At 73.1% G+C, this 25,276-nt stretch carries 16 protein-coding genes; 8 read left to right on the top strand and 8 right to left on the bottom strand.

Annotated elements, in window-relative coordinates; genetic code table 11:
* Positions 1 to 84 precede the first annotated feature (84 nt).
* Positions 85 to 990, top strand: coding sequence for an SDR family oxidoreductase (locus K4B79_RS08900; protein ID WP_232025767.1), 906 nt, complete (start codon positions 85 to 87; stop codon positions 988 to 990).
* A gap of 28 nt (positions 991 to 1,018) precedes the next feature.
* Here the strand turns inward: K4B79_RS08900 and K4B79_RS08895 are convergent, their stop codons facing one another.
* From K4B79_RS08895 to K4B79_RS08875, 5 genes are all read right to left on the bottom strand, one after another.
* Complete coding sequence (locus tag K4B79_RS08895) at positions 1,019 to 1,795, bottom strand: YqjF family protein (RefSeq protein WP_232025766.1); 777 nt, start codon at positions 1,793 to 1,795, stop codon at positions 1,019 to 1,021.
* Positions 1,796 to 1,836: 41 nt separating this feature from the next.
* Positions 1,837 to 2,430, bottom strand: a complete 594-nt coding sequence (locus tag K4B79_RS08890) for a TetR/AcrR family transcriptional regulator (protein ID WP_232025765.1) — start codon at positions 2,428 to 2,430, stop codon at positions 1,837 to 1,839.
* Positions 2,431 to 2,445: 15 nt separating this feature from the next.
* Positions 2,446 to 4,500, bottom strand: a complete 2,055-nt coding sequence (locus K4B79_RS08885) for a discoidin domain-containing protein (RefSeq protein ID WP_232025764.1) — start codon at positions 4,498 to 4,500, stop codon at positions 2,446 to 2,448.
* A gap of 281 nt (positions 4,501 to 4,781) precedes the next feature.
* Positions 4,782 to 8,672: an NACHT and WD repeat domain-containing protein gene (locus tag K4B79_RS08880; protein WP_232025763.1), complete on the bottom strand. Its 3,891-nt coding sequence runs from the start codon at positions 8,670 to 8,672 to the stop codon at positions 4,782 to 4,784.
* On the bottom strand, positions 8,669 to 9,085 hold the full coding sequence (locus K4B79_RS08875) for a hypothetical protein (protein WP_232025762.1): 417 nt from the start codon (positions 9,083 to 9,085) through the stop codon (positions 8,669 to 8,671). The genes K4B79_RS08880 and K4B79_RS08875 overlap by 4 nt, the downstream gene beginning before the upstream one ends.
* 461 nt (positions 9,086 to 9,546) lie before the next feature.
* Between K4B79_RS08875 and K4B79_RS08870 the strand changes: the two genes are divergently transcribed.
* The 7 genes from K4B79_RS08870 (at position 9,547) to K4B79_RS08840 (ending at position 22,187) form a co-directional block, all read left to right on the top strand.
* On the top strand, positions 9,547 to 11,493 hold the full coding sequence (locus K4B79_RS08870) for a S41 family peptidase (RefSeq protein WP_232025761.1): 1,947 nt from the start codon (positions 9,547 to 9,549) through the stop codon (positions 11,491 to 11,493).
* Positions 11,494 to 11,705: 212 nt separating this feature from the next.
* The gene (locus tag K4B79_RS08865; RefSeq protein WP_232025760.1) at positions 11,706 to 13,232 is read left to right on the top strand and encodes an acyl-CoA carboxylase subunit beta; all 1,527 of its coding nucleotides are present in this window, start codon (positions 11,706 to 11,708) and stop codon (positions 13,230 to 13,232) included.
* A gap of 132 nt (positions 13,233 to 13,364) precedes the next feature.
* A complete protein-coding gene (locus K4B79_RS08860; protein ID WP_232025759.1) occupies positions 13,365 to 15,116 on the top strand; it encodes a fatty acyl-AMP ligase in 1,752 nt (583 codons plus the stop codon).
* Positions 15,113 to 19,114, top strand: a complete 4,002-nt coding sequence (locus K4B79_RS08855; protein ID WP_232025758.1) for a type I polyketide synthase — start codon at positions 15,113 to 15,115, stop codon at positions 19,112 to 19,114. The genes K4B79_RS08860 and K4B79_RS08855 overlap by 4 nt, the downstream gene beginning before the upstream one ends.
* A 47-nt stretch (positions 19,115 to 19,161) precedes the next feature.
* The gene (locus tag K4B79_RS08850) at positions 19,162 to 20,106 is read left to right on the top strand and encodes an alpha/beta hydrolase (protein WP_232025757.1); all 945 of its coding nucleotides are present in this window, start codon (positions 19,162 to 19,164) and stop codon (positions 20,104 to 20,106) included.
* Positions 20,107 to 20,228: 122 nt separating this feature from the next.
* Positions 20,229 to 21,452 (top strand): PucR family transcriptional regulator, encoded by a 1,224-nt coding sequence (locus tag K4B79_RS08845; RefSeq protein WP_232025756.1) that lies wholly within the window; start codon positions 20,229 to 20,231, stop codon positions 21,450 to 21,452.
* A 93-nt stretch (positions 21,453 to 21,545) separates the two neighbouring features.
* The gene (locus tag K4B79_RS08840; protein WP_232025755.1) at positions 21,546 to 22,187 is read left to right on the top strand and encodes a cutinase family protein; all 642 of its coding nucleotides are present in this window, start codon (positions 21,546 to 21,548) and stop codon (positions 22,185 to 22,187) included.
* Between the two features lie 84 nt (positions 22,188 to 22,271).
* Here the strand turns inward: K4B79_RS08840 and K4B79_RS08835 are convergent, their stop codons facing one another.
* The 3 genes from K4B79_RS08835 to K4B79_RS08825 all read right to left on the bottom strand — a co-directional run bounded on the left by K4B79_RS08835 (position 22,272) and on the right by K4B79_RS08825 (position 25,274).
* Positions 22,272 to 23,993, bottom strand: a complete 1,722-nt coding sequence (locus tag K4B79_RS08835; protein ID WP_232025754.1) for a hypothetical protein — start codon at positions 23,991 to 23,993, stop codon at positions 22,272 to 22,274.
* Positions 23,994 to 24,140: 147 nt separating this feature from the next.
* Positions 24,141 to 24,314, bottom strand: coding sequence for a CsbD family protein (locus tag K4B79_RS08830; RefSeq protein ID WP_232025753.1), 174 nt, complete (start codon positions 24,312 to 24,314; stop codon positions 24,141 to 24,143).
* A gap of 78 nt (positions 24,315 to 24,392) precedes the next feature.
* A complete protein-coding gene (locus K4B79_RS08825; protein WP_232025752.1) occupies positions 24,393 to 25,274 on the bottom strand; it encodes a diacylglycerol/lipid kinase family protein in 882 nt (293 codons plus the stop codon).
* Positions 25,275 to 25,276 lie beyond the last annotated feature (2 nt).

Here is a 25,276-nt window from a genome sequence, read left to right as displayed (position 1 = left end):
CGGATCGGGAACGCGGTGCGGGGGAAAACACGGCGGGCACGCGCGGCAACGCCCGTCCCGCACGGCACGGAGAGAGGAACAGCCTTGCAGCCCGAGCCCGAACACACCGCACCGCAGGTCGTCTCCGAACCTGTCCCGCCCTACGACTCCCAGAAGCAGCAGTGGCCCGGCCTGGAGGCCGACATGCGCACGGCACCGCGGTATCGGGCGAGCCGGTACCGCGCCTGCGGCAAGCTGGAGGGCAAGGTCGCGCTGATCACCGGGGGCGACTCCGGCATCGGACGCGCCGTCGCGCTTCTGTACGCGCGGGAGGGCGCCGACGTCGCCGTGGTCCACCTCCCCGAGGAGCGGCCGGACGCGGAACAGGTGGAGCGCGAGATACGGGAGCAGGGGCGGCGCTGTCTGCTCCTGCCGGGCGACCTGATGGATCCGGCGTTCTGCCGGGAGGCCGTGGAGCGGACGGTGGGCGAGCTCGGCGCGCTGAACATCCTGGTCAACAACGCCGCCTACCTCAACAGCAAGCTGGAGCTGGAGCAGCTGAACGCCGAGGACTTCGACCGGACGTTCAGGACCAACGTCTACGCCTACTTCCATCTCCTCATGGCGGCACTGCCCCACTTCGAGGCCGGGGACGCCGTCATCGCCACCGCCACCGAGGAGGCTCTCAAGGGCAGTACGACGATGATCGACTACGCGGCGTCCAAGGCCGCGCTGATCACCCTCACCAAGTCCTTCGCCGTGCACCTGGCCAAGCGCGGGGTGCGCGCGAACGTGGTGGCGCCGGGGCCGACCTGGACGCCGCTCAACGAGGCGGACCGGCACATGCCGCCGGACGGGCTGGCCCACATCGGCAGCGAGGCGCCGATCGAACGCGCCGCACAGCCGGAGGAGATCGCGCCGACGTACGTCTATCTCGCCTCCGACGCCGACTCCAGCTACACGGTGGGCGAGGTCATCGCCGTGACCGGCGGCATCGTCGACACGCGCTGAGCGGCGGGGCGGGAGGAGCCGGGCACCGTCATGGGGTCGGGATGCCCGCCGGGCGGCCCGGGCGGCCGAAGCGGACCGGGACGCCCGGCGAGTACAGCACGCTCACCGGCTCCCCCACCGGCTTCGGCAGCCCCGCCGCCGCCACCAGGTCCTCGTCGCACGCGACCAGCGTGGCGCGGTGCAGAGGCCAGCGCGGGTGGGCGTTGGGCAGGAACACCGGCCGGCCGAGGAAGGCGTTGTGCATGCCCCAGCGGGCGGTGAGGAAGTGCTCCAACTCCGTTGCCTCCTCGATCCGTTCGCCGACCCGTACGGTCAGGCGGCTGTGGGCACCGCGCGGGCCGGGCCAGCGACGGGAACTGGTGTAGGTCACCGTGTCGCCGTCGGCGCGGATCGTCATGCGGGACCACAGGTAGGGCATCCGGAAGGCGAGCCGCCCCACCGCGACCGGGATCAGCCGGGAGGCGTCGAGCGAGCGGAAGACCACGCCCCGGCGTCCGTGCGCGTCCACCGAGTACAGGCGGACGTTCGTCTCCGGGAAGCTCCCGAGGTAGGGCACGCCGGGGAGACGGAACCAGCCGACGCGGTGCATCCGGAACGCGACCAGACCGACGTAGGTCACCCCGTCCAGGGTGTCGGGGACGGTGCCCGGCGGCAGCAGACCGGCCACGTCGGCCGGGTCCGCCGCCCAGTGCAGGAAGGTGAGGTCCAGCCAGGACTGGGTGAGCAGCGGGCGCGCTATCGCTTCGGGTGCGTCGGCGGTGACGGGGGCGGGCAGGCGGGGCTCGGGAGACGGAGTCGGAGGCACCTCGTCAGTATCACCGGTCGGCCTCGGGCCTCTCGGGCCTCTCAGGCCCGGACCAGCCCCGCGATGTGGGCGGTGACGGTGTCGAGGATGTCGGTCCAGGCGGCCGCGTCGCCGAGCACGAGGTAGTTGAGGGTCAGTCCGTCGGTCATGGCGGCCAGGTAGCGGGCGAGCACGGAGACCGGGACGTGGAGTTGGAGGTCCATGCCCTCGCGCAGGCCGTCGATGAGTTCGGCGTAGGCGGCGCCGTACAGCTCGTACTGGCGGCGGGCCAGGTGCTCGAATCCCGGCTGTCTGAGGGCGTACTGGGTGAGTTCATAGGTGAGCATGTGCTCGTCGGGGTGGGTGCGGACGTGGTTCCAGTAGGCCTCGAAGCCGGCCCGGACGGTCTCCTCAAGGGTGGCCCTGGGCCGCAGGGCTTCCTTCACCACCGTCACGGAGTGGTCGGTGAGGGTGGTGATGACCGCCTCGATCAGGGCCTGCTTGGAGTCGAAGCAGTAGTGGAAGACGCTGAGGGAGACCTCGGCCTCGGCGGCGATGGACCGGGTGGTGGTCTTCGCCACCCCGTCCCGGGCCATCGCCCTGATCGCCGCCTCCGTCAGTTGCCGACGCCGCTCGGCCGACGGCATCCGTGCCATGCGTACACCCCCGCCTCAGCCACTGTGGACGCCCACTTCGCGCAGCGAGTAACCCCAGTCGGTGCCGCGTTCGAGGCCGTGGATCCGGACGTGGCGGGCGGGTGTGCCGGTGAAGCGGGCCGTGTCCAGGCCGCCGTCGCCGGCGGTGGTGGACCAGGCGGTCTGCCAGGTGACGCCGTCGGTGGACAGTTCCACGCGGTACGACTTGCCGTAGGCACGTTCCCAGTCGAGGGTGACGCGCGAGACCAGCTGGGTGGCGCCGAGGTCGACCTGCCACGACTGGTCGTCGCTCCAGTCGCTGGCCCAGCGGGTGTCGTCGTCGCCGTCCACGGCCCGTCCGGGCTGGTAGCTGGTGAACGGGTTCGACTCGGACGAACTGGCCGTCGCCGTCCGGCCGTCGGCCAGGTTCACTCCGGCCCGGTGCTGTTCGGAAGCGCCCCAGGTGTCGAGGTAGGACTCGGCGCCGCGGAAGAGGTCGTCCACCACACCCTGGCCGGCGACGAGCCGGATGTCCTCGATCCAGTCCGGGATCAGGCCGACGTGCGCGGCCCCGTCGGTGTTGTAGTCGAAGGTGCGCTGCCCGGTCGTCTGCCGGTCGATCACGGAGCCGCCGTCGACGCTCTCGAAGGGGTACTTCACGGGGTTCGGGGTGTCGGCGCCGCGCGGGGCGGGGTGGTCGCCGATGCCGTTGAAGTCGGTGCCGTAGCCGTAGCCCACGTCGTACTTCTCGCGCAGCGCGTCGGTGCGCTTGGCCTCCGCGCCGAACTCCTGGGAGCCGTGCATGTACTGGGCGACGAAGCCGCCGAGGGAGTAGACCCGCTCGGTCCAGTTCAGGTCCATCCAGCTGTGCGAGGAGAGCACACCCGGGTAGGAGGCGGCCTCGAACATGTCGAGGACCCGGCCGGTGGCCTTGACGCTCATGTGGTCGATCTCGAGCATCATCTTGCGCTGCATCATGCCGCGTACGGCGTACTCGCCGAGGTCGGTGAGCCCGCGCACGTTGCACTGCGCGTTCTCGTCGTACGCCGGGACCTCCACGCCGTCCGGGAGGTCCTCCTCGGCGTCCGACGCGGTCAGGCCGATGGGGTTGTCCTTCTGGGGGCCGGTGCACCTCTCGGTCCTCCAGAAGGTGCCGGTGGACAGGAACTGGCCGACGTTGATGGCGGTGCCGAGGCCGTGCTCGTCGAAGCGGACCCCGCACAGGGCGTTGTCGAACTTGTGGCACAGGAACATGCTGCGCACGCCCAGGTCGTGGAGCTCGTCGAGGCCCTTGTCGATGTCGGCCCGGCTGCACTGCGGGATGTCGAGGATCTGCTTGCAGCCGAAGGGCTCGGAGGTCTCGACACCCAGGACGACGGCCAGCTTGCCCTGCTTGACGACCTCGCGGGCCTGGGCGCTGTCGAGGACGATCCGGAACCAGCCCTTGCCGGGGCCGCCGTACATCGTGTCGATGTGGTCCTGGAGGGCGTAGGTGAGCTTCGCCTGGAGACGGATCGAGGTCATCTCGTCGCAGCCGCGGTCCTTGAAGGGGTAGACCGAGCAGATCATGCCGTTGGTGACGAGGTCGTTGACCAGGACGCGCTGGCCGCCGCGCCAGGCGCGCTCGATCCAGGCGTAGTAGTTCGCCTGGTGGGTCATCGAGTCGTAGGCGGGCCAGTCCTTGAAGGTCGGCCAGCCGACCGGGTCGTGCCGGCCGTCACCGCCGTGGGTGATGTAGTCGAAGATCGCGAGGGTGCCGTCGGGGTAGTGCTCGGGACAGTCCTTGAGGGCGTCGGCGATGCCGGCCGTGGAGAAGGGCTTGCCGCAGATGAGGCGGCCGCCGAAGGCCTCGTTGGAGAACAGGTGGTTGTGCGCGTCGACGAACCCCCGTACTTCTCCCGCGGAGTTGGTCCCGGTGAACGGCTCCCCGCTGACATCGATCCCGGAGTCCGGGGCGGGCCGGGCGGTCGGCACCCACCACTGGGTACCGGCCGCCGAACTGGGCGTCGGGCCGAGGGCGATGGCCAGCACGAAGAGGAGCAGCGACAGGACCGTCACCTCTTTGCGCCTACGGTACGGGCGTCCGGTCATGGCCACTGCCCTCGTCTCTGTCGTCTGTGTCGTGGGCGGTACGGCGCCGTCGCGGCGATTGTCATGACCGGCGCAAGATGTGTGACGAGGATCGCGACCGATGCGAGCAGAGTCAAGTGTCCGGGACGAACGACCTGGAGCGTCGGGGAGATGGCCGAGTACGACGCCGCGTGGCCCGAGCAGGCCGTACCGCAACCAGCGCATCCCGCGGGACTGTCTGCGCGACCACCCCCCAAGAGGCCGCACGCTACGCGGAGTTGAAGAGAACCGTCGTCGGCCGCTCACCCCGACCGCCCGTCGCACGGCGGATCGTACGGCAGGCCCGACACGTGTTCCCCCCACTCGGCCCGGGTGAGCGTGCCGGAGGACGCCGCGCAGACCAGGCCGATGTCGTAGCTGGTCTCGGTGGGCCACAGGCGCACGGTGCCGTCGAAGCCGTCGCTGACGATCAGCGGGGCGTTCGGGACGAAGGCGACCGTGTCGACGGCCCGGGTGTGACCGGTGAGCGGCCGCCCGAAGGCCTTGGGTTCGGCCGAGACGTCCCAGAGCCGCAGAAAGCCGTCCTCGTGCCCGCTGACGAGGAGGCGTTCGTCGGGGCTGAAGGAGAGGGAGTGGGTGGCTCCGGTGGGGACGAGAACGGTGCCCCTGGGGGAAGGGGGGCCGGAACCGGTGAGGGACCATAGATGGATACGGCCCTCGTCGCTGCCGACGGCGAGGAGATGTCCCTTCGGGCTGACGGCCATCGTCAGGGCGTGCACGCCGTTGAGAGGCAGTTCCTCGGTACGGCCGTCGAGGCGCGGGCGAGCGGGGTCCGTCACGTCCCACACGTGGACCTGCTTCGGGGCGCTGTAGAGCCCCAGGAGCCGTCGCCCGTCGGGACTGTAGGCCAGCACATCCAGCCGGAAGGGTTCCTCGGGACTCCGGGGAACCCGGTGGAGCGGCTTCGGGCGGGCGGGATCCGTGACGTCCCAGAGCCACGGCGTGAACTGGTCGCTGGCGGCGAGGACATGACCGTCCGGGCTGAAGGCGAGCGTGCTGAAGTACTCCCGGTTCGTCTTCGGCACCACCAGGATGTGTCTCGGCCGGCGAACGTCGGTGATGTCCCACAGCTCGATGCCTGTGGTCTCGCGGTACAGGGCCATGGTCTCGCCGTCGGGGCTCAGCGTGACGGTGGCGGGCCACTCCTCGATCGTCGTCCTGCTCGTCGCGCGGCCGAACCAGCCGCTCTCCAGCAGCGCGGGACGGCCCACGTCCTGGAGGCTCCAGCGGCGGACGGCCCCGTCGTCGTTGACCGTGACCATGGTGCGGTCGGGGCGGAACGCCTTGGCGAGCATCACCCCGCTGTCCTGGTTCAGCACGGTCCGCCGGAGATCCCACACCAGCGGCGCGGCATCCGCGCCCGCCGAGACGAGCGTGTCGTCGGACGGCCGGAACGCCAGGGCGCGCGCACCGATGAGATGCCCGCGCAGCGGCTTCATCAGCGGAACGTCCGTCACATCGGCCAGGTTCCACACGCATACGGCCTCGAAGGCGCTCGTACTCGCGAGCGTGCGGCCGTCGGCGCTGAACGCCACGTCGGTGACGGCCGAGAACTCGTGCGGCAGGGGTTTGCCCAGCAGCTTCAGCCGGCGTATGTCGGTGATGTCCCACAGCCGTACGAAGCCGTCGCTGCCCCCGGTGGCCAGGGTGGCCTCGTCCGGGCTGAAGGCGACGCCGCCCTCCCAGTCGAGGACGTCGGTTTCGGGAATACCCTCGGTGCTCCCCAGGGACACGGGCTTCGCGGGGTCGCGCACGTCCCACAGCTGGGCCGAGCCGTCGTCACCGGCACCCGCCAGATACCGCCCGCTCGGGCTGAACACGACGGTGGTGATGCCCCAGAACGCGGAGGCAGCGGGCGTCAGGCCCTGCCGCCGGGGCCGGAGCGGGTCGGTGATGTCCCACATCTGGGCCCGTTCGCCGTTGGCGGCGGTGGCCATGGTCTTCCCGTCGGGGCTGAAGGACACCGTGAGAGCGGCTCGGGCGTCGTCCTCCCCGGTGGCGTCCACGTCGCCCAGGAGCCGGGGGCGCGCGGGATCGGCGAGGTCGAAGAGCCGGACCCGCTCGTCGTTGTTGGCCGTGGCCATCAGCTTCCTGCCCTGGTGCAGCGCGACGTCGTACACGGGCCCCTCGTCCGAGTCGCTCGCCACGCGCCCGACCGGCTCGGCCCCGCCGGACTCCGAGAACCGCCACAGCTGCACGGACCCGTGATCGCTGCCCGCCGCCAGCAGGCTCCCGTCCTGGCTGAAGGCCAGGGAGCCGAACGGCCCGCTCCCGCCGCCCGTCAGCGGCCGGGACAGGGGCCTGCTCGCGTCCTCGATCAGCCGGGTCCGCAGGTCGGGGTCGTCCGGACGCAGGGCGAGCGCCGACAGGTTCAGCTGGGCGGCCAGTGAGGCCTGGTTCTCCCGCAGGCCGTCGCTCTCCGCCTTGATCCGGCTGAACACGGCCTCGTCGCGCTGCGCCTGTGCCTCGGAGCGCTGCTGGAGTGCGAGACCGGCCGCGGCGGAGGCGATCACGGCCAGGGCGGTCAGCGCCGCGACAGCCGTACGGCGCAGGCGGATCCCGCGCCGGCCGTGCTGGACGGACGTGGCGAGGAACGTAGCGGCGGCCGGGCCTAGTTGCTCGTGCGCCGACTGCTCGGCCCACGCGCGGGCCGTCTCCAGCCGCTGCCCGCGGTAGAGCATGCCGGTGTCGCGGCCGGAGCGCTCCCACGCGGCGGCGGCCTCTTCGAGGTCCTGGTGGAGGAGGTGTCCGGCCCGGTCGGCCTGGATCCACTCCCGCAGCCGGGGCCAGGCCTGGAGAAGCGCCTCGTGGGTGATCTCGACGGTGTCCTGATGCTGCGTCAGCAGCCGCCCCTGTGTGAACACCGCGATGACCGTGGCCGCGGCCCGCGGGTCCGGGCCGGTGGTGAGCAACTCCGCGCGCGGCAGGCGGCGTCGGGTGTCCTCGACGCCGTCGCCGATCCTGACCAGGCGCAGGAACAGGGAGCGTGCGATGCGCTGTTCGTCGGGCTGGAGCGCGCGGTAGATGGTGTCGGCGGTCGTGGTGACGGCGTTGCGGATGCCGCCGGTCGCCCGGTAGCCCTCGACGGTCAGGACATGGCCGTGCCGCTGCTGCCAGGTGGCGCGCAGCGCGTGCCCGAGGAGCGGGAGGCGTCCCGCCTCGTAGTGGCCGGTGTGTGCGCCGAGGTCCCGCAGCAGCAGTTCGGTCAGACCCGGTTCCACGTCCAGGCCGACGGCATTCGCCGGGAGCGTGATCGCCTCCTCCAGCTCGGCCCGGGTCATGGAGCCGATCACCAACTGCCCGTCCTGGAGGGCGGACCGGAGCTGCGGGTAGTCGGCGCACGGCGAGTAGAAGTCCGATCTGAGGCCCAGCACGACCAGCGCGGCCGGCCCCCTGCCGTCCGGCCGGGGGCGGGCCAGCCCGCTCAGCACGTCAAGGAAGGCCTGCCGCTCCCGCTCGTCCCCGCACAGCGTGAACATCTCCTCCAACTGGTCGACGACCAGCACGAGACGACGTCCCCTTCCGGACGGTCTTCCCTTTCCGGAATCTCTTCCCGACGGGGGACCGGCTTCCGTCGCCGCGTGCAGCGCGGCCACACACGCCTGCGGGCCGACACGCAGGGCGGCGTGCAGATGCCGAGGGTCCGCGCCGAGGGCGTGGGAGAGATGGGCGAACAGCGCCGCCACCGGGTAGGCGGTGGGGGTCAGCAGCACCCGTGGCCAGGATCCCGAGCCCACCGCGGGCAGCGCCCCGCGCGCCAGGGCGGGCAGCAGACCGGCCCGCAGGACGGAGGACTTGCCGGCCCCGGACGGGGCGACCACGGCGAGCGCACCGCCGCCTCTGAGCCGGGCGTCGAGGCGGACCAGCAGGTCGGCGGTGACCGCGTCCCGGCCGAAGAACCAGGAGGACTGCTCCTCGTCGAACGCGGCGAGCCCCGGATAGGGGCACTCCACGGCGGACATGTCGCCCAGGGCGCCGCGCGCCCGGCGGACTCCGGTGCGGTAGTGCAGATGCAGGTCGCGTTCGGCGACGTACTGGTCCCGTCCGGCCTGGTAGATCCGTGCGCCGTCGGACGCCTCGGCCTCGAAGCGGGTCTGTTCGTCGCCGTGCGCGGGATCGTCGAACGTGCTCATCGCTCGGTGATGTGCTGGTCCCGGCCCGCCTGGTACACCCGCCCGCCGCCGGACGCCTCCGCCCACATCACCAGCGAGCCCACGGCGGTCCGCTCGTCGGCGGTGAGCGGCGGGGTGAGCCGGGTGTCGAGCAGGTGCCGCAGCTCGGCGGCGATCGCGGGGTCGGCCCGCAGCAGGGCCTGGAGCCTCAACTGCCAGTCCGCCGCCAGGGTCTGCTCGGTCTCGCTCTCGCCGTCCGCCCGCGCGGCCAGCACCTGCGCGCGCGTCTCGGCCAGCTCCTCCTCGACGGTGTCGGCCTGTTCGGGCCGTACCCGGCGCCACAGGGTGATCATCCCTGTGCGCGCGCTCTGCCAGGCGTCGGTCGCCATCGCTCCCACCAGAGCGGTTCCGGCCGCCAGCGCAATCGGATCCATGGCACGTCCCCTCACGCCGGTGTCCGCGTACTCACGCTACCCGCGCGCAATGCGGAAAACAGCCCATTGTGCAGGAGAACGCCTCAACACGCCGTTGATCGGGACGAGTTGGTGTGTTAGAGGCTCATGGCACAGGGGGGATTCCATGGTCGGACAGCCCTGCTCGCCCCGCTCGCCACGGTCGCAACCGACCTGATGGACCTGCCGAACTCCCCGCGCCGGACACGGGACCGGGTGCCCGACGGATGGCGTAGTCCCGCCGGAACACCTCGCGGCGGCGTCCGCCGGGGAGCATGCTGAGGGAGCGGTGAAGGGGCCGCTTGGGCGCCGCGCCGCACGGGGGAATCATGGACGGCTCGACGGTGCGCGGTGGGCTCCTCGGACGAGCGGCGCGGTCATGGGCGCGCGGGGATCGGTGTGCGGCACATGTGCCGGACGGTTGATCATCCGAGGGAGGACCCATGACCGGTAACGACACCTCCACGACACCCGCGTGGATTCCCAAGCAACTGGCGGCGGCCGCGCCGCTGTCCGACTTCCTGAGCGGAGCGGGCGCGTTGACGCTCGCGGAGCGCAAGGTCCTGGTGCAGCAGGCGCTCGTGCTCCTGGAGCAGAACTACGCGCACCTGCCGCTCAAGACGGCCATGTACGCCGTCAACCCGGTGCAGCGGCTGCGCTTGCTGCTGGTCCGCCTCGGCCGGCAGAGCGACACCACGATGGACCCGGAGTGGCGCTTCCACGCCGAACTGTCGGCGCTCTTCCACTCGGTGCGGGACCTGCACACCAACTACGTGCTGCCGCGCCCCTTCGCCGGGAAGATCGCCTATCTGCCCTTCCAGATCGAGCACTACGCCGCCGGGCCGGGCTCGGGCTACCTGGTCACGCGGACGGTGCGCGACTTCGCGGCGCCGCCCGGGTTCGGTCCGGGCACCGAGGTCACGCACTGGAACGGCGTCCCCATCGCCCGCCAGGTCGAGCTGTGCGCGGACCGTTTCGCCGGGAGCAACCCGGCGGCCCGGCACTCGCGCGGGGTTCAGTCGCTGACCGTCCGGCCGCTCGCGGTGCACCGCGCGCCCGACGAGGAGTGGGTGGTCCTCGGCTACACCGGCGCCGACGGGACGGCCCGTGAACTGCGCGAGCCGTGGCGGGTGACGGAGAACCTGCCCGCCCTCGTCGACGCCGACGACCTCACCGAGGCGGCGGCCGCCCAGGGCCTGGACCTGGTCGGCGACGAGATGAACCGGGCGACCAAGCTCCTGCACATGCCGCAGGTGGTGGGCCTGGAAGAGGCCGACGGCCCGGCCGAACTCACCACCGAGCCGGCCCTCGACGCGGCGGACATCCCCTCGGCGCTGCCGGGGTTCTTCCGCGCCCGCACGGTCACCACGCCGTCGGGAACGTTCGGACACATCCGGATCTTCACCTTCAACACCACCGACCCGGACGGCTTCGTCACCGAGTTCGTCCGGCTGCTCGGCCTGATCCCGCGCACCGGCCTCGTGCTCGACGTGCGGGGCAACGGCGGCGGCCACATCCACGCCTCCGAGTTCCTGCTCCAGACACTGACGCCGCGTCAGGTGGTGCCCGAGCCGGTGCAGTTCCTCAGCACACCGCTCAACCTGCGGATCTGCCGCCGTCATGCCGCGAACCCGACCCGGCAGATCGACCTGGGGCCGTGGTTCCCCTCGCTGGAGCAGTCGTTGGAGACCGGGTCGGCCTTCTCCGCCACCTTCCCGATCACCCCGCAGGAGGGGGCGAACGCGATCGGCCAGCGGTACCACGGGCCCGTCGTGCTGGTCACCGACGCGCGCTGCTACTCGGCCACGGACATCTTCGCCGCCGGGTTCCAGGACCACGGCATCGGTCCCGTGCTCGGCGCGGACGACAACACCGGGGCGGGCGGGGCCAACGTCTGGACCCACGAGCTCCTCAAGCTCCTGCTGGAACTCCCCGCCCCGGACCCCGGGCCCGATCCGGAGTCGCCGTACCGGCCGCTGCCGGGCGGCGCGAGCCTGCGGGTGGCGATCCGGCGCACGGTGCGCGTGGGCGCGCTCGCCGGCACCCCGCTGGAGGACCTCGGTGTCGTACCGGACGTCCGGCACCGGATGACCCGCGACGACCTGCTCAAGGACAACGTCGACCTGCTCGCGCACGCGGGCGAACTACTCGCCGGCCTTCCCGTGTTCCGGCTCGACGCGGAACCCGGGCCGGGCGCCGCGCTGACCGTGCACACCACCGGCCTGGACCGCGTCGACGTCTTCGTGGCGGATCGCCCGCGGGCCTCGGTGGACGTGGTCGACGGGGACACCACGGTCACGCTGGACGCGGACCCGGCGCCGGGCACCGCCGTCCGGCTGGAGGGCTACCGCGCGGGATCGCTCGCCGCGACACGGACGCTGCCGCGATGACGTAGGCGTGGACGGGCCCCGGCTGCGTACGGCCGGGGCCCCGCCCCTTGTCACCCCCGGACGAACCCATGCCCCGCAGCACTCACCTGAGGCAAACACCGTCCCGTTCCGCCCGGTCGCCGCCTCCGCCGCTGCCATATTCGAAGCCGAGTTCGGAGGTGGCTGTGACGACTGAGGCGACAAGGTCCGAGACAGAGCGGACCGCGCCGTACGTGCCCGACCGGACCGCCGATCGCATCGCCGATCTGGCACGGCGCCGGACGGGGGCGGTGGCCCCGGGCAGATCCAGACGGCGTGGCGAGTTCGGGGCCCGGGAGCGGATCGAACGGCTGGTGGACGCCGACTCGTTCGCCGAGACCGGGCTGTTCGTGCGGGCCCGGCCCACCGGGGACGGAGCCCGTCGGCCCTACGGCGACGGCGTGGTCACCGGGCACGCGACCATCGACGGCCGCCCGGTCTGTGTGTTCGCCCAGGACTCCGCGGTCTTCGGCGGCAGCATGGGCGAGGCCTTCGGCGAGAAGACCGTCGCCCTCATGGACCTGGCCCTGAAGACCGGCTGTCCGGTGATCGGGCTCAACGACTCCGGCGGCGCCCGCATCCAGGAGGGCGTCGCCTCCCTCGCCCTCTACGCCGAGCTGGTGCGCCGCAATGTGCAGGCCTCGGGGGTGATCCCGCAGATCTCGGTCGTCCTCGGGCCGTGCGCGGGCGGGGCCGCATACTCGCCGGCGATCACCGACTTCACGGTGATGGTCGACGGCGCCTCGCACATGTTCGTCACCGGCCCCGACGTCATCGAGACGGTCACCGGCGAGCGCACCACCGCCGAGGAGCTGGGCGGCGCGCACACCAGCAACTCCGTGAACGGCAACGCCCACTTCCTCGCCGCCGACGAGCAGGACGCCCTGGACACCGTACGGGACCTGCTGTCGTACCTGCCCGCCAACAACCTGGAGCGGCCGCCCGAGTACGCGCCGGTGGAGCCGCCCGCCGGGGACCGGCTGGACGAGGTGGTTCCCGACCGGCTCGGCCAGGCGTACGACATGCGCGAGATCCTGCGCGCGGTCGTGGACGACGGTGAACTCCTCGACGTCCAGGAGCTGTTCGCGCCGAACATCATCTGCGCGCTGGCGCGGGTCGAGGGCCGCTCGGTCGGTGTCGTCGCCAACCAGCCGCTGCACGCGGCGGGTGTCCTCGACATCGACGCCTCCGAGAAGGCCGCGCGGTTCGTGCGGTTCTGCGACGCGTTCGGCATCCCCCTGCTCACCTTCGCCGACGTGCCGGGCTATCTCTCCGGCGTCCGCCAGGAGCGCGGCGGCATCATCCGGCGCGGCGCCAAGCTCCTCTACGCCTACGCCGAGGCGACCGTCCCGAAGGTCACCGTGGTGGTCCGCAAGGCCTACGGCGGCGGGTACGCGGTCATGGGCTCCAAGCATCTGGGCGCCGATGTCAACCTCGCCTGGCCCACCGCCCGGATCGCCGTCATGGGCGCCGAGGGCGCGGTGGGCCTGCTGCACCGGCGCGAACTGGCCGCCGCCAAGGACCCCGAGGCGCTGCGCGCGCAGCTCGTGGCCGCGTACGAGAGCACGTACGGCACCCCGTACCTGGCCGCCGAGCGCGGCTACGTCGACGACGTCATCGCCCCGCGCGAGACCCGGGCGCACGTCTGCCGCGCCCTGCGCGCGCTGCACGGCAAGCGCGCCCCGATGCCGCAGCGGCGGCACGGCAACATCCCGCTCTGACCCGAGGCACCCGCGGCACCCGCTCCGACGCGACAGTCCCGATCGCCCCGATCTCCCCCGATCGCCCCACTGCCCCGTCCGCTCCACCGCCCCGTCCGCCCCGTCTCCCCGCGACGTGAGGAGCCACGCCCCATGGACCACCGCCGCCCCCCGCTCGCTCCCCCGTGCCGGACCCTGCCGGAGTTCGTGCGGCACTGGGCCCTGGCCACGCCGGACCGCCGGGCGTTCACCTTCGTCGACCATCCCGCGCCGGACTCGCGCGGCGTCCACCGCACCCTGACCTGGCGCCGCCTGGACGTGCGGGTGCGGGCCCTGGCGGCCCGGCTCGCCGAGGAGGCCGAACCCGGCACGCGGGTGGCGCTGCTGTGTCCCCAGGGCCCGGAGTACGTCACCGGGTTCCTGGCGGCACTGGCCGCCGGGATGGTCGCCGTACCGCTGTATCCGCCGGGCCTGCCCGGACACGCCGACCGGCTGGCGGGCGTCCTGGCCGACGCCACTCCCTCGGTCGTCGTGACGACGAGCCGCTCCCTGGAGGAGGTCCGGGACTTCTGCGAGCGCGTGCCGGTGCGGATCGTGGCGGCCGACCAGGTCCCCGACTCCCGCGCGGACGACCGGTACCCGGTCGCCACGGACCCCACCGCGACCGCCTACCTCCAGTACACCTCCGGTTCGACCCGGGCCCCGGCGGGCGTGGAGATCACCCACGGCAACGTCGTCGCCAACGCCCGGCAGGCGCTGACCGCCTACGGAGCCGACGCGCACCCGCTGACCTGCGTGGGCTGGCTGCCGCTCTACCACGACATGGGGCTGGTGCTGAGCGTCGCCGCTCCGGTCACACGCGGACTGATGTCCGTGATCATGGACCCGGCCGCGTTCCTGCACCAGCCCGTGCGCTGGCTCCGGCTGCTCGCCGCGCATCCCCGCGTGGTGAGCGCGGCACCCAACTTCGCCTACGACTACTGTGCCTCGGCCGTGACCGACGCGCAGCGGGCGGAACTGCGGCTGGAGGGTGTGGCCGCGTTGATCAACGGCAGCGAGCCGGTCCGCCCCGGCACCGTCGACCGTTTCCAGGCCGCCTTCGGGGCGCGGGGACTGCCGGCGGACAGCCACTGTCCCTCGTACGGACTCGCCGAGGCCACGGTGTTCGTCAGCGCGGCCCGCCCGGAAGAGCCACTGCGCCGGTTCGCGCTGGACCGGGACGCCCTCGCCACCGGCAAGGCCCTGCCCGCGCGCCCCGACGACCCGCGGGCGGTGCTGCTCGCCGGGTGCGGGACCCCGGCGGGCCAGCGGCTGCGGATCGTCGATCCCGTCACGCGCGCCGTGCTCGCGGAGGGCGAGGTCGGCGAGATCTGGGTGCAGGGTCCCAACGTCGGCCGCGGCTACTGGAAGCGGGACGAGGACACCCGCCGTGTCTTCGGCGCCGAGCCGGCCGATCCCGCCGTCGGTCCGGGCGCCTGGCTGCGCACGGGCGACCTGGGGGCCGTGCTGGAGGGGCAGTTGGTGGTCACCGGCCGGCTCAAGGACCTCATCGTCGTCGACGGGCGCAACCACTATCCGCAGGACATCGAGGCCACCGTCCAGGACGCGCACCCGGCCGTGCGCCGCGACCGGCTCGCCGCGTTCGCGGTCCCCGGTGCGGCGGGCGAGCGGGTGGTGGTCGTGGCCGAGCACACCCGGTCCACGGAGCTGACCGCGATCGACGTCCCGGCCCTGGTCGGCGCGGTGCGCGGGGCGGTCTCGGCGCGGCACGGGCTGCGTCTCGCCGATGTCGTCGTGGTGCCGCCGGGGGCCGTGCCCCGCACCTCCAGCGGCAAGGTGTCGCGGGCCCTGACCCGCGCGCGCTACACGGAGGGCGCCTACGAACGGGCGGGGGTGGCGGAATGACGGACATCGCCCCGGCGGCCGCGCTGCGCCGTCTGATCACCGACAGAGTGTCCGCCTGGACCGGCACACCCGCCGCGACCGTGCCGATGGACCGACCGCTCGCCGACCTCGGCATGTCCTCGCGGGACGCGGTGGTCCTCGCCGGGGAGCTGTCCCACGCCCTGGGGCGCGAACTGCCCGCGACGCTTCTGTGGGAGGCGCCCACGGGCGAGGCGCTGGTCACGCGGCTGTGCGGCGGGGCGGACGAGGGCTCCTCCGGTCAGGTCGGGTCGCAGCCGTCGTACGCCTCGCATGCCTCCCACGCTTCCCACGCCTCGTACGACGAGCCCGTCGCCGTCGTCGGGGTCGGCTGCCGGCTTCCGGGCGGGGTGAACGGGCCCGCCGACTACTGGCGGCTGCTCAGTGACGGCGTCGACGCGATCCGGCGGGTTCCCGAGGACCGGTGGCGCGACTTCACCCCGTTCCCGCCCGCCGACGCGCCCCGGTACGGCGGCTATCTCGACGACGTGGCCGGGTTCGACGCGGACTTCTTCCACATCACCCCGCGCGAGGCCGCGGTGATGGACCCGCAGCAGCGGATCCTCCTGGAGGTCGTCCACGAGACCCTGGCGCACGCCGCCGTTCCGGCCGCGTCGCTCGCCGGAACGGCCACCGGTGTCTTCGTGGGGATCTCCGCCCCGGAGTACGGGCAGCTCACGGGCGCCGACCCGGCCGCCGTCGATCCCTGGGCGCCGGCGGGCGCCGCGCTGAGCGTCGCGGCGGGGCGGCTGGCGTACGTGCTGGACACGCACGGGCCGAGCATGGCCGTCGACACCGCGTGCTCCTCCTCCCTGGTCGCCGTGCACCAGGCCTGTGTCAGCCTGCGCACGGGCGAGAGCGACACGGCGATCGCCGCCGGGGTCAACCTGCTCCTCTCCCCCGTCGTCGGCGTGGCGTTCGGCCGGGCCGGTGCCCTCGCGCCGGACGGCCGGTGCAAGCCGTTCTCGGCGGCGGCCGACGGCATCGGGCGCGGGGAAGGGTGTGCGGCGGTGCTGCTGAAACGGCTCTCGGACGCCGAGCGGGACGGCGACCGGATCCTGGCCGTCGTCCGGGCCACCGCCGTGAACTCCGACGGCCGTTCGGGCGGCCTCATGGCGCCCAACCCGGCCGCGCAGCAGGCGGTGCTGAGATCCGCGTACGCGCGGGCCGGGCTCGCCCCCGCGACCGTCGACCACGTCGAGGCGCACGGCACCGGCACCCCGCTCGGCGATCCCATCGAGGCGGGCGCGCTCGGCGCCGTGCTCGGCCGGGACCGGGACCCCGACCAGCCGCTGCTGCTCGGCTCGGTGAAGGGCAACCTGGGCCATCTGGAGTCGGCGGCGGGCATCGCCGGGCTGGTGAAGGCGGTCCTGGCCCTGCACCACGACCGCATCCCGCCCTCCCTGCACTGCGCCGACAGCGGCGTCGGGAACGACGACCGGCTGCGCGTGGTCACCGAACCCGAGCCGTGGCCCCGCTACGGCGGCACCGCCACCGCCGGGGTCTCCGGTTTCGGGTTCGGCGGCACCAACGCCCATGCCGTCCTGGAGGAATGGCGGCCCGGCGCACTGCTTCCGCCGGCGCCGGAGGAGCCCGGCGCCCGGCTGTACCCGCTCTCCGACCTCGACGCCGAGCGGCTCCGCGACACCGCCGCCCGGCTGGCCGACTGGCTGCGCACCCCCGAAGGACGGGCCGCGCGTCCGGCCGACGTGGCGCGGACCCTCGCCGGGCGCACCGGACGCGGTCCGGTGCGGGCCGCCGTCACCGCCCGCGACCGGGACGAACTCGCCGACGCCCTGGCAGCGTTGGCGTCGGGCGAGCCGCACGCCTCGGTCACCACGGGCGACCGCGACCTGGTGGGACCCGGTCCCGTCTGGGTGTTCTCCGGCTACGGCGGCCAGTGGACCGGCATGGGGCGGCGACTGCTGGCCGAGGAGCCCGCGTTCGCCGCCGCCGTGGAGAAACTCGATCCCCAACTGGCCCCGGAGTGCGGGCTGTCGCTCTACGACCATCTCGCCTCCGGTGACGACCTCGACCGCCTGGAGGTCGCCCAGCCCGTCCTGTTCGGGCTGCAGGTGGCGTTGGCCGAGCTGTGGCGGTCCCGGGGTGTGGAGCCCGCCGCGGTGATCGGGCACTCCATGGGCGAGGTGGCCGCCGCCGTGTGCGCGGGCGCCCTGGACGTGTCCGACGCGGCCCGTGTCATCGCCGTACGGGCCCGGCTGCTCAGCGGTCTGAGCGGCGGCGCGATGGCCGTGGTCGACGTGGCGGACGCCGAACTGGACGCGCTGCGGGGGGACTTCCCCGGTGTCCATGTCGCCGTGCACTCCTCGCCCCGGCAGAAGGTGGTCACGGGTGCGGAGCCGGAGGTGAACCGGCTGGTACGGCGGCTGGAGAAGGAGGGCCGGGCCGCGCGCGCGATGCGGGTGGTCGGCGCCGGTCACTCGCCCCATGTGGACGCCCTGCTGCCGGAGTTGACCGAGGCGCTGTCCGGGATACGGGGGCGGCGGCCGCGCGTGCCCGTCTACTCCACGGTCCTGGAGGACCCGCGCGGCGACTGCGTCTTCGACGCCGCCCACTGGGCCGCCAATCTGCGGCGGCCGGTACGCCTGGACCGGGCGGTCGCGGCGGCCTCGGCCGACGGCCACACCGCGTTCGTCGAGATCTCGCCCCATCCGGTCCTGACCCGCGCCGTCGCCGACACCGCCCCGGACGCGCTGGTCGTCGGCACGCTGCGACGGGACGCGGACGACTCCGCCGGTTTCATACGGCAGGTGGGCGCGCTGTACGCGGCGGGCGCACGGCTGCCGTTGCCGCCCGGCCGGGTCGTCGATCTGCCCGCTCCGCGGTGGCGGCACGTCCGGTACTGGTGGACGGACGGCGTCCGCGACCGCGGCCCGGCAACGCCGGCGCCCCGCCCCGAACCCGGCCCTCCGCGGGAGCCCGCCTCCGTCCTGGACCGGCTGGCGCACCACGTCGCCGCCGTCACCGGGCACCCCGCGGGCCGCGTCACGCCCGGCACGGCCTGGACGGACCTCGGCCTCGACTCGCTCATGGCCGTCCGCATCCGTACGGCGGTGGAACACGAGTTCGGGATCGATCTGCCGCTGCGGGACCTGCTGGGCACCGCCACCGTCCAGGAGGCGGCCGACCGTGTCCGGCGGGCGCTGCCTCCGCAGGAGCCGGCCCTTCGGCCGCTGCGGCCCACGGGCTCCCGGCCTCCCCTGTTCCTGTTCCACGCCGCCGGCGGCTCCACCGACGTCTACCGCGCCCTCGCCGACCGCCTCGGCGACGACCGGCCGGTGTACGGACTGGACCGCATGGAGGACGCGGGCACGGTGACGGACAAGGCCCGCCGCTGCGCCGAGATCATCGCCGCCACGCACTCCGACGGGCCCTGCCTGCTGGGGGGTTGGTCGTTCGGCGGCTTCCTCGCCCAGGAGACGGCACGCCACCTCACCGCCGCGGGACGGACGGTGGACCTGGTGGTGCTCGTCGACTCCGTGCGACCCCTGCCCCTCCCCGTGCCCGACCGGATCCGCACCCACCTGGAGGGCTTCGCCCGGCACGTCGCCGACGCCTACGGCGCCCGGCTGGAGCTGCCGTACGACGAGCTGGTGGCGATGGACGACGACGCGGCTCGCATCGACGCCGTGCTGCGGGCCGTGCGCGAGGCCGCCGACGTGCCGTCCGCCGCGCTGGAGCACCAGCGGGCCTCCTACCTGGACCTGCGGATCGGCGAGGCCCACCGGCCGGGCCGGTACGACGGCCGGGTGGTCCTGTACCGGGCCGACGAGGCGGCGCCGCACACCGTGCGCGACCCCGCCTACGAGCGGGACGACCGGGCGCTGGGCTGGGACGAGGTCTGCCCGCGCCTGGAGGTCGTGCCGGTGGGCGGACACCATCTGTCGCTGCTCGACCCCCCGTGGGTCGACGAGATCGCCGTCCATCTGCGGCGGGTGCTCGCCGAGGACGCCCGGTGAACCGGGGCCCCGAGCACAGGTACTGAGCCGGAATCCGAGGAGCCGCCATGTTCGACCACAGCACCGCCGTGCCCCGGCGCACCGTCACCAGGGCGGCCGCCGTCGCCGGCCTGGCCGCCCTGTTCGGGGCCGGGGCCGCCGCAGGACGTGCCCGGGCCGCGACCCGCCTGGGGCCGCGCACCCTGGACGTCACCGTCACCTCCGCCGCGCTCGGCCGCGGGGCGCCGGTGCGGCTGATCCTGCCGTCGGGTTTCGCCGCGCAGCCGAACCGGACCTACCCGGTCCTGTATCTGCTGCACGGTGCCCACGACGACTACACGTCCTGGACCCGCGAGACCGACATCGAGGCCTTCACCGAGGGCCGCGACCTGATCGTGGCCATGCCCGACGCGGGCCCCACCGGCATCCCGAGCGTCTGGCGCGACGGGGCCGACTACGAGAGGTTCCAGCTGGAGGAGGTGCCCGCGCTGCTCCGGCGCGACTACCGGGCCTCCGGGGTGCGCGTGGTGGCCGGTGTCTCCACCGGCGGGTACGGGGCGATGGCACACGCGGCCCGCCACCCCGGCGCGTTCGGCGCGGCGGCCTCCTACAGCGGCATCCTCGACACCACCGCACCGGGAGTCCCGGCCATCATGGACGCCATCGTGGCCCGCGAGAACCTCTCGCCCTCCTCGCTGTGGGGCAACCCGCTGCTGAACCTGCTCACCTGGCGGGACTTCAACCCGCGGGCCCGTGCCGAGGGGCTGCGCGGCACCGCGCTGTACGTCTCCAACGGCAGCGGACTGGTCGGCGGCGGAGGCGATCCGCTGCCCGGGGCGCTGGAGAGCGCCCTGTGGCCCTCCGCCCACCGCTTCACCGACGCCCTGGCCCGCCTGCGCATCCCGGTCACCACGCACTTCTACCCGGGAGGAGGACACAGCTGGGCCTACTGGAAGGAGGAGTTCACCGCCTCGTGGCCGATGCTCGCCCATGCGCTGGGCGTGCCCGAGTGATGTCGGAGCCATGGGGGCACGGAACGGAACGCAGGGGTCGTCCGTCCTATCCGGGACGACCCGTGCGCCCCACGGGCAACAGCCCGCGGGTGAGCCGTATCCGGGTGAAAGGAGTGTCCGCGATGGCGTCTCCCGCCCCGCACGGCGGACTGTCCGGTCCTGGCGCCGTATCGGTACCGCCCGAACTCGCGAAGGTGCTGCGCGACGAGTTGGAGACGGTCGCCGACGAAGTGGAGGCGGAGGTCTGCCGTCATGTCCCGGAGTACGCGCAACCGGACAACCCCGTCTACCGCGACGGCCTCAGAGCCGGGGTCGTGCAGGCCCTGACCCTGTTCGTCGACCACATCGCCGACCCGTGCGGTGCGGGCGACACCATCACCGCCACCTACTACGCACTCGGCCGCAGTGTGGCGCAGGAGGGCAGCAGCCTGGACACCCTCCAGTCCGCGCTGCGGGTGGGCGGCATGCACGCCTGGCGGCGGATGGGCCGCACCGCGGAGGAACTGGGCCTGGACTCCACGGTCGTGGCCGCGCTCGGCGAACTGGCGTTCCGGACCGTCCACGAGGTCGCGGAGGCGGCGGCGGCCGGCTACTCGGAGGCCCGGCTGGGCGACACGGGCGAGCTGGAGCGACGGCGCAGGCGCCTGCTGGGACTGCTGCTGGGTGACGGGCCGGTGGCCCTGGAGGCCGTGCAGGACCTGGCGCACGGCGCGCGCTGGACGGTACCGCGGCAGGTCGCGGTCGTCGCGCTCGCCGCCGGCCCGGACCAGCACGAGGAGGACCGGCCGCTGGCGACCGCGGGCGCGCTGGTGGACATGGAGTCCCGGCCCCCGCGCATGCTGCTGCCCGACCCGGACGGCTCGGGCCGGTTCGGCGGCCGGGCCCTCGCGGTCGCGCTGCGCGGCCGCCCGGCCGCGATCGGGCCGACGGTACCGCTCGCCGACGCGGCGCGGTCGCTGCACTGGGCCAGCCGGGCCCTGGGCCTGATGGGCCGTGGGATCCTGCCCCGGCAGGGCGTGGTGCGGTGCGCCGACCACCTGTCGACGCTGCTGCTGCACAGCGACGAGCCGCTGCTCGACCATCTGCGGGCGCGTGTCCTGGCCCCGCTCGACACCGTGTCGGCGGGCCAGCGGCCACGGCTCGCGGAAACCCTGCTGGCGTGGCTGCTGAGCGGCAGCAACGTCCCCGACGTCGCCCTGCGGCTCCACGTGCATCCGCAGACGGTGCGCTACCGCCTGCGGCAGTTGGAGAAGCTGTTCGGCGACGCCCTGCACGATCCGGACACACGCCTGGACCTCGTTCTCGCTTTGCGCGTGGAGGCACAAAAACCCGAGGCAATTCCATAATTCTCTGCATAACACCTGGGCCGGAAAAGCGAATACGTTCGGGACCGTCCTTTTTCGCAGGCGCCCCACGCGCCCCGCACACGGAGGATCCCCATGCGTATCCGCTTGTGTCTCGCCGCGCTCTCGTTGGCCGGCGGGGCCGGCCTCGCCACCGTCGCGGCCCCCACCGCGACGGCCGCCGCCTGCACCGACGTCGACGTCGTGGCAGCTCGCGGCACCTTTGAACCGGGCACGCTCGGTTTCATCGTCGGCGACCCGGTGTATTCCGCGATCCAGAAGAAAATCACCGGTAAAAGCCTGTCCAGCTACAAGGTGAACTATCCCGCCGACCTTTCCCCGACGTCGGCCGCGCAAGGAAACGCGGACCTCGTCAATCATGTGAGGAGTCAGGCGGCTTCGTGCCCGAACCAGCGTTTCGTCCTGGTGGGTTATTCGCAGGGCGCGAACGTCGTCGACAACTCGATCGGCATCAGCAGTGCGGGCGCGGTCGTCGGCAGCCCCATCGTCGCGACCATTCCGGCGGCCCTCGAACCGAGAGTCGCCGCCGTGCTGCTGTTCGGCAACCCGATCCGGGCGCTCGGCAAGAGCGTCACCGGCACCTACCAGAGCCGCACCATCGACTTCTGCGCCCAGGGCGACCCCGTCTGCCAGGCCGGTGGGAACGATGTCGGGGCGCACCTCGGCTACACGGCGAACGCCGACGCGGCGGCCACCTTCGCCGCCGGCAAGGTGTGAGCGCGCTTCACCCTCGCAGCACCTCGCGGAAAGAGGCCGGTCGCTCTGGGGAGCGACCGGCCTCCGTGTGTGGGGCAGGGCCCGCTATCCGGGCGTCCGCGCGAACCGCGCGAGGTTGGTCGACACCGGTTCGGGCCGGCCGTTGTTCTGCACGGGTGCGGCGGTGAGGACGTCGAGGTGCTGGTAACCGTCGGCGACCACGGGGTTCAGGTCCGCCGGGACCCGGCCCGCCAGCAGCCCGTCGCCCGCGAGGACCGTGAGCGTCGGGTTGGCGGTCAGGCCCCCGGGATGCACGACGAGCCGTTTCACCTGCGGTGACGTCGACATCTGGATGTCGGTGACCAGCTTGGTCGGGAAGTACTGCTCGGTGAAGTCGAGCGGCTGCTCGGCCAGACTGCGGGCCAGTTCCCGGATGTCGGTGACCTCCTTGCCCGCGTTCGTGAACGGTGTACCGTCCGCCGACCGGTACCCGGGATCGTCCGCGTCGCCCACCCGGTCGTAGTTCCGCCAGGTGTACAGCGGCCCGTGGGGCTGGTCGGGGATGGCCTTGTACTCGGTGCCGAACAGGCCCGGTTGGGCGTCGCCGCCGTTGGCGACGGGGAAGTTCTTGTCGACGACGGGCCCGCCGTCGAAGAAGCCCACGCTGCTCTGGAGGAAGGCGAGCGGGACGGACTGGTCGTCCATCAGCGCCCCGAGGACCGCCCCGTTGGTGAGCCGGAAGTCCTTCACCGCGGGCGAGCCGCTGAGGAAGGTGGCGGTGTCCTCGGAGAAGAGGAAGCGGTTGGTGGCCTGGATGTTGAGGTTCTGGGGCAGCAGGCCCGGCAGGGCGGCCTCGGCGTCCACGTCCCGGACCGCGCCCATGCCCGCGATGGCGAGCAGGGTCATCGTCTCCGGGTTGAGCAGTACCGGCGCGGACAGCGAGCGGGACAGCACGCCGCTGTCGAGCCCGGCCTGCACGGCGCCGTGACCGAGCCCGATGTCGGGCAGGTTGGTGTCGTCGGGGATGCTGCCGCTGAGGTCGGCCAGTGAGGTGGAGACGGTGGTGTCGAGGGCGAAGTAGCCGGCGCACTGGTTGTGTCCGGCGTCCTTGGTGGTCCTGGGGTCGCCGTCGAAGTCGGCGGCGGCGAAGTAGCCGGTGATCACCCCGCCGAGCGAGTGCCCGCCGCACAGCACCTTCCGCTTGCGCAGGGCCTGGTCGGGCAGTTCGGCGGCGAGCAGGTCGTACTCGTCGCGGACGGTCTGCTCGATGCCGAGTCTCGCCATCCAGCCCAGGCGGTCGTTGCCGACGTACCCGTCGAAGGTGCGGCCGGCGACCTGCTTGCCGCGGTAGTAGTAGTCGACGGCCGCGCGCTGGTCGCCGGAGGCGACGCCGGTGCGGTCCTCCAGGCAGTTGGAACGCCGGTCCAGCGCCCAGAACTCGATGTGGCTGCCCTGCTCGGCGGCGCGGGCCACGGTGTTGCGGGCGACGCTGTCGAAGGCTCCGGCCCCTTCCAGGATGCCCGGCTGGGCGAGGAGGATCCGGTCGGCGTCGGCCGAGGCGTCCGGTCCGGCCGAGGAGCGGTAGCGCAGGTACGACAGCCAGTCGCACGCCGCCGGACGGGTCCCGAAGGACGCCGGCAGCGGCACCTTCACCCGCACCATCGACTCGGTCACGCCGTCGGCGGGCACGGAGGTGACCACAGGTGTCTCGGTCCTGGTGTCGTCGGCCCGCGCTCCCGCGGTGGTGGCGGTCAGCGCTCCCGCGGTCAGCAGCACCGCAAGCGCGGTGGTGCGCCACGTTCTCTTCTTGCTGCGACTCGTGTTCATAAGCCGGACGGTAGGGCGGCCGCCCGCGTCGGCTCAGGCGGTGCTCACAGGAACGCAGGGCTCTGCCGTGCCTTTGTCACCGGGTCACACAGGGCGGTGGGTGCCACGTCGGCCGACGTGGCACCCACCGCCCTGTTGTGGGGACGTTCAGTGCTTGAAGACGTCCTTCGTCTTCTCCTTGGCCTGGCGGGCGTCGCCCTTGGCCTGCTCGGCGCGGCCCTCGGCCTCCATGCGCTCGTTGCCCACGGCGCGGCCCATCGCTTCCTTGGCCTTGCCCTTGGCCTGTTCCTTCTTGCCCTTGGCCTTCTGGTCTCCGGCCACGATTCCTCACCCCAGTCGGCTTGGACGTCGATGTGAACGTCCGGGTAACCGTCGGTTCCGCCCCCAAACGCGGACCGGTCAGCACAGCACCTGGAGCGCGCCGGGCAGCACGGTGGCCGTGACCGGCAGGGCGGCCTCGACCTCGCCGTCGGCACCGTAGGGCACCGGGCGGTCGGCCTCGATGCGGATCCGGCTGCCGCGCAGGATCCGCACCTCGGGGCGGTGCACGTGGGCGCCGGTCTTCAGCTCGTTCATCAGGGCGAAGAACAGCCGGCGGGGGGCCTCGCGGATCATCACGACGTCGAGGAGGCCGTCGTCCAGGCGTGCGTCGGGAGCGATGACGCGGCCCGAGCCGTAGTGGCCGGAGTTCGCGGCGACCACCGTGTAGCCGGTGTGGTCGTGCGTCTCGCCGTCGACGGTGACCCGGTAGCGCACCGGTCGCCAGGTGGTGACCGCCCTGAGGCCGCCGGCGTAGTAGGAGGCGGTGCCGCGCAGGAGGCGCGCGTGGTTGGCGTGGCGGTTGGCCAGAGCGTCGACGCCCGCGTAGACGCTGCCGAGGACGACGGTGCGGTCGTGGACGGCCGAGCGGACCTCGATGGTGTCGACGGGGCGGGGCGCGTGGTCGAGCAGGATGCGGGCGAGGGCGGTGGGGTCGGTGGGCAGTCCGAGGGCGCGGGCGAAGTCGTTGCCGCGGCCGGCCGGGACGATGCCGAAGGGGGTGCCGGTCCCGCTGAGGGCGCCGCCGACGCATCCGGTGATGCCGTCCCCGCCGACGGCGAGCACCGCCCGCCCCCGCTCCCCCGCGTCGCGGGCGAGGTCCCGGGCGTGGGCCAGGCTGCGGCTGTACTCGGTCTCCAGCTCCGCCCCCGCCTCCCGCAGCAGGCGCGCCACGGCGAGCAGGGCCGCGGCCCCGGTGGATCCGCCCGCGGTGGGGTTGACGACGGCGGTGAACGGTCGCATCG

Source organism: Streptomyces lincolnensis (assembly GCF_021173675.1).
Taxonomy (GTDB): domain Bacteria; phylum Actinomycetota; class Actinomycetes; order Streptomycetales; family Streptomycetaceae; genus Streptomyces; species Streptomyces lincolnensis_B.
This window is presented reverse-complemented; position numbering and strand designations above follow the sequence as displayed.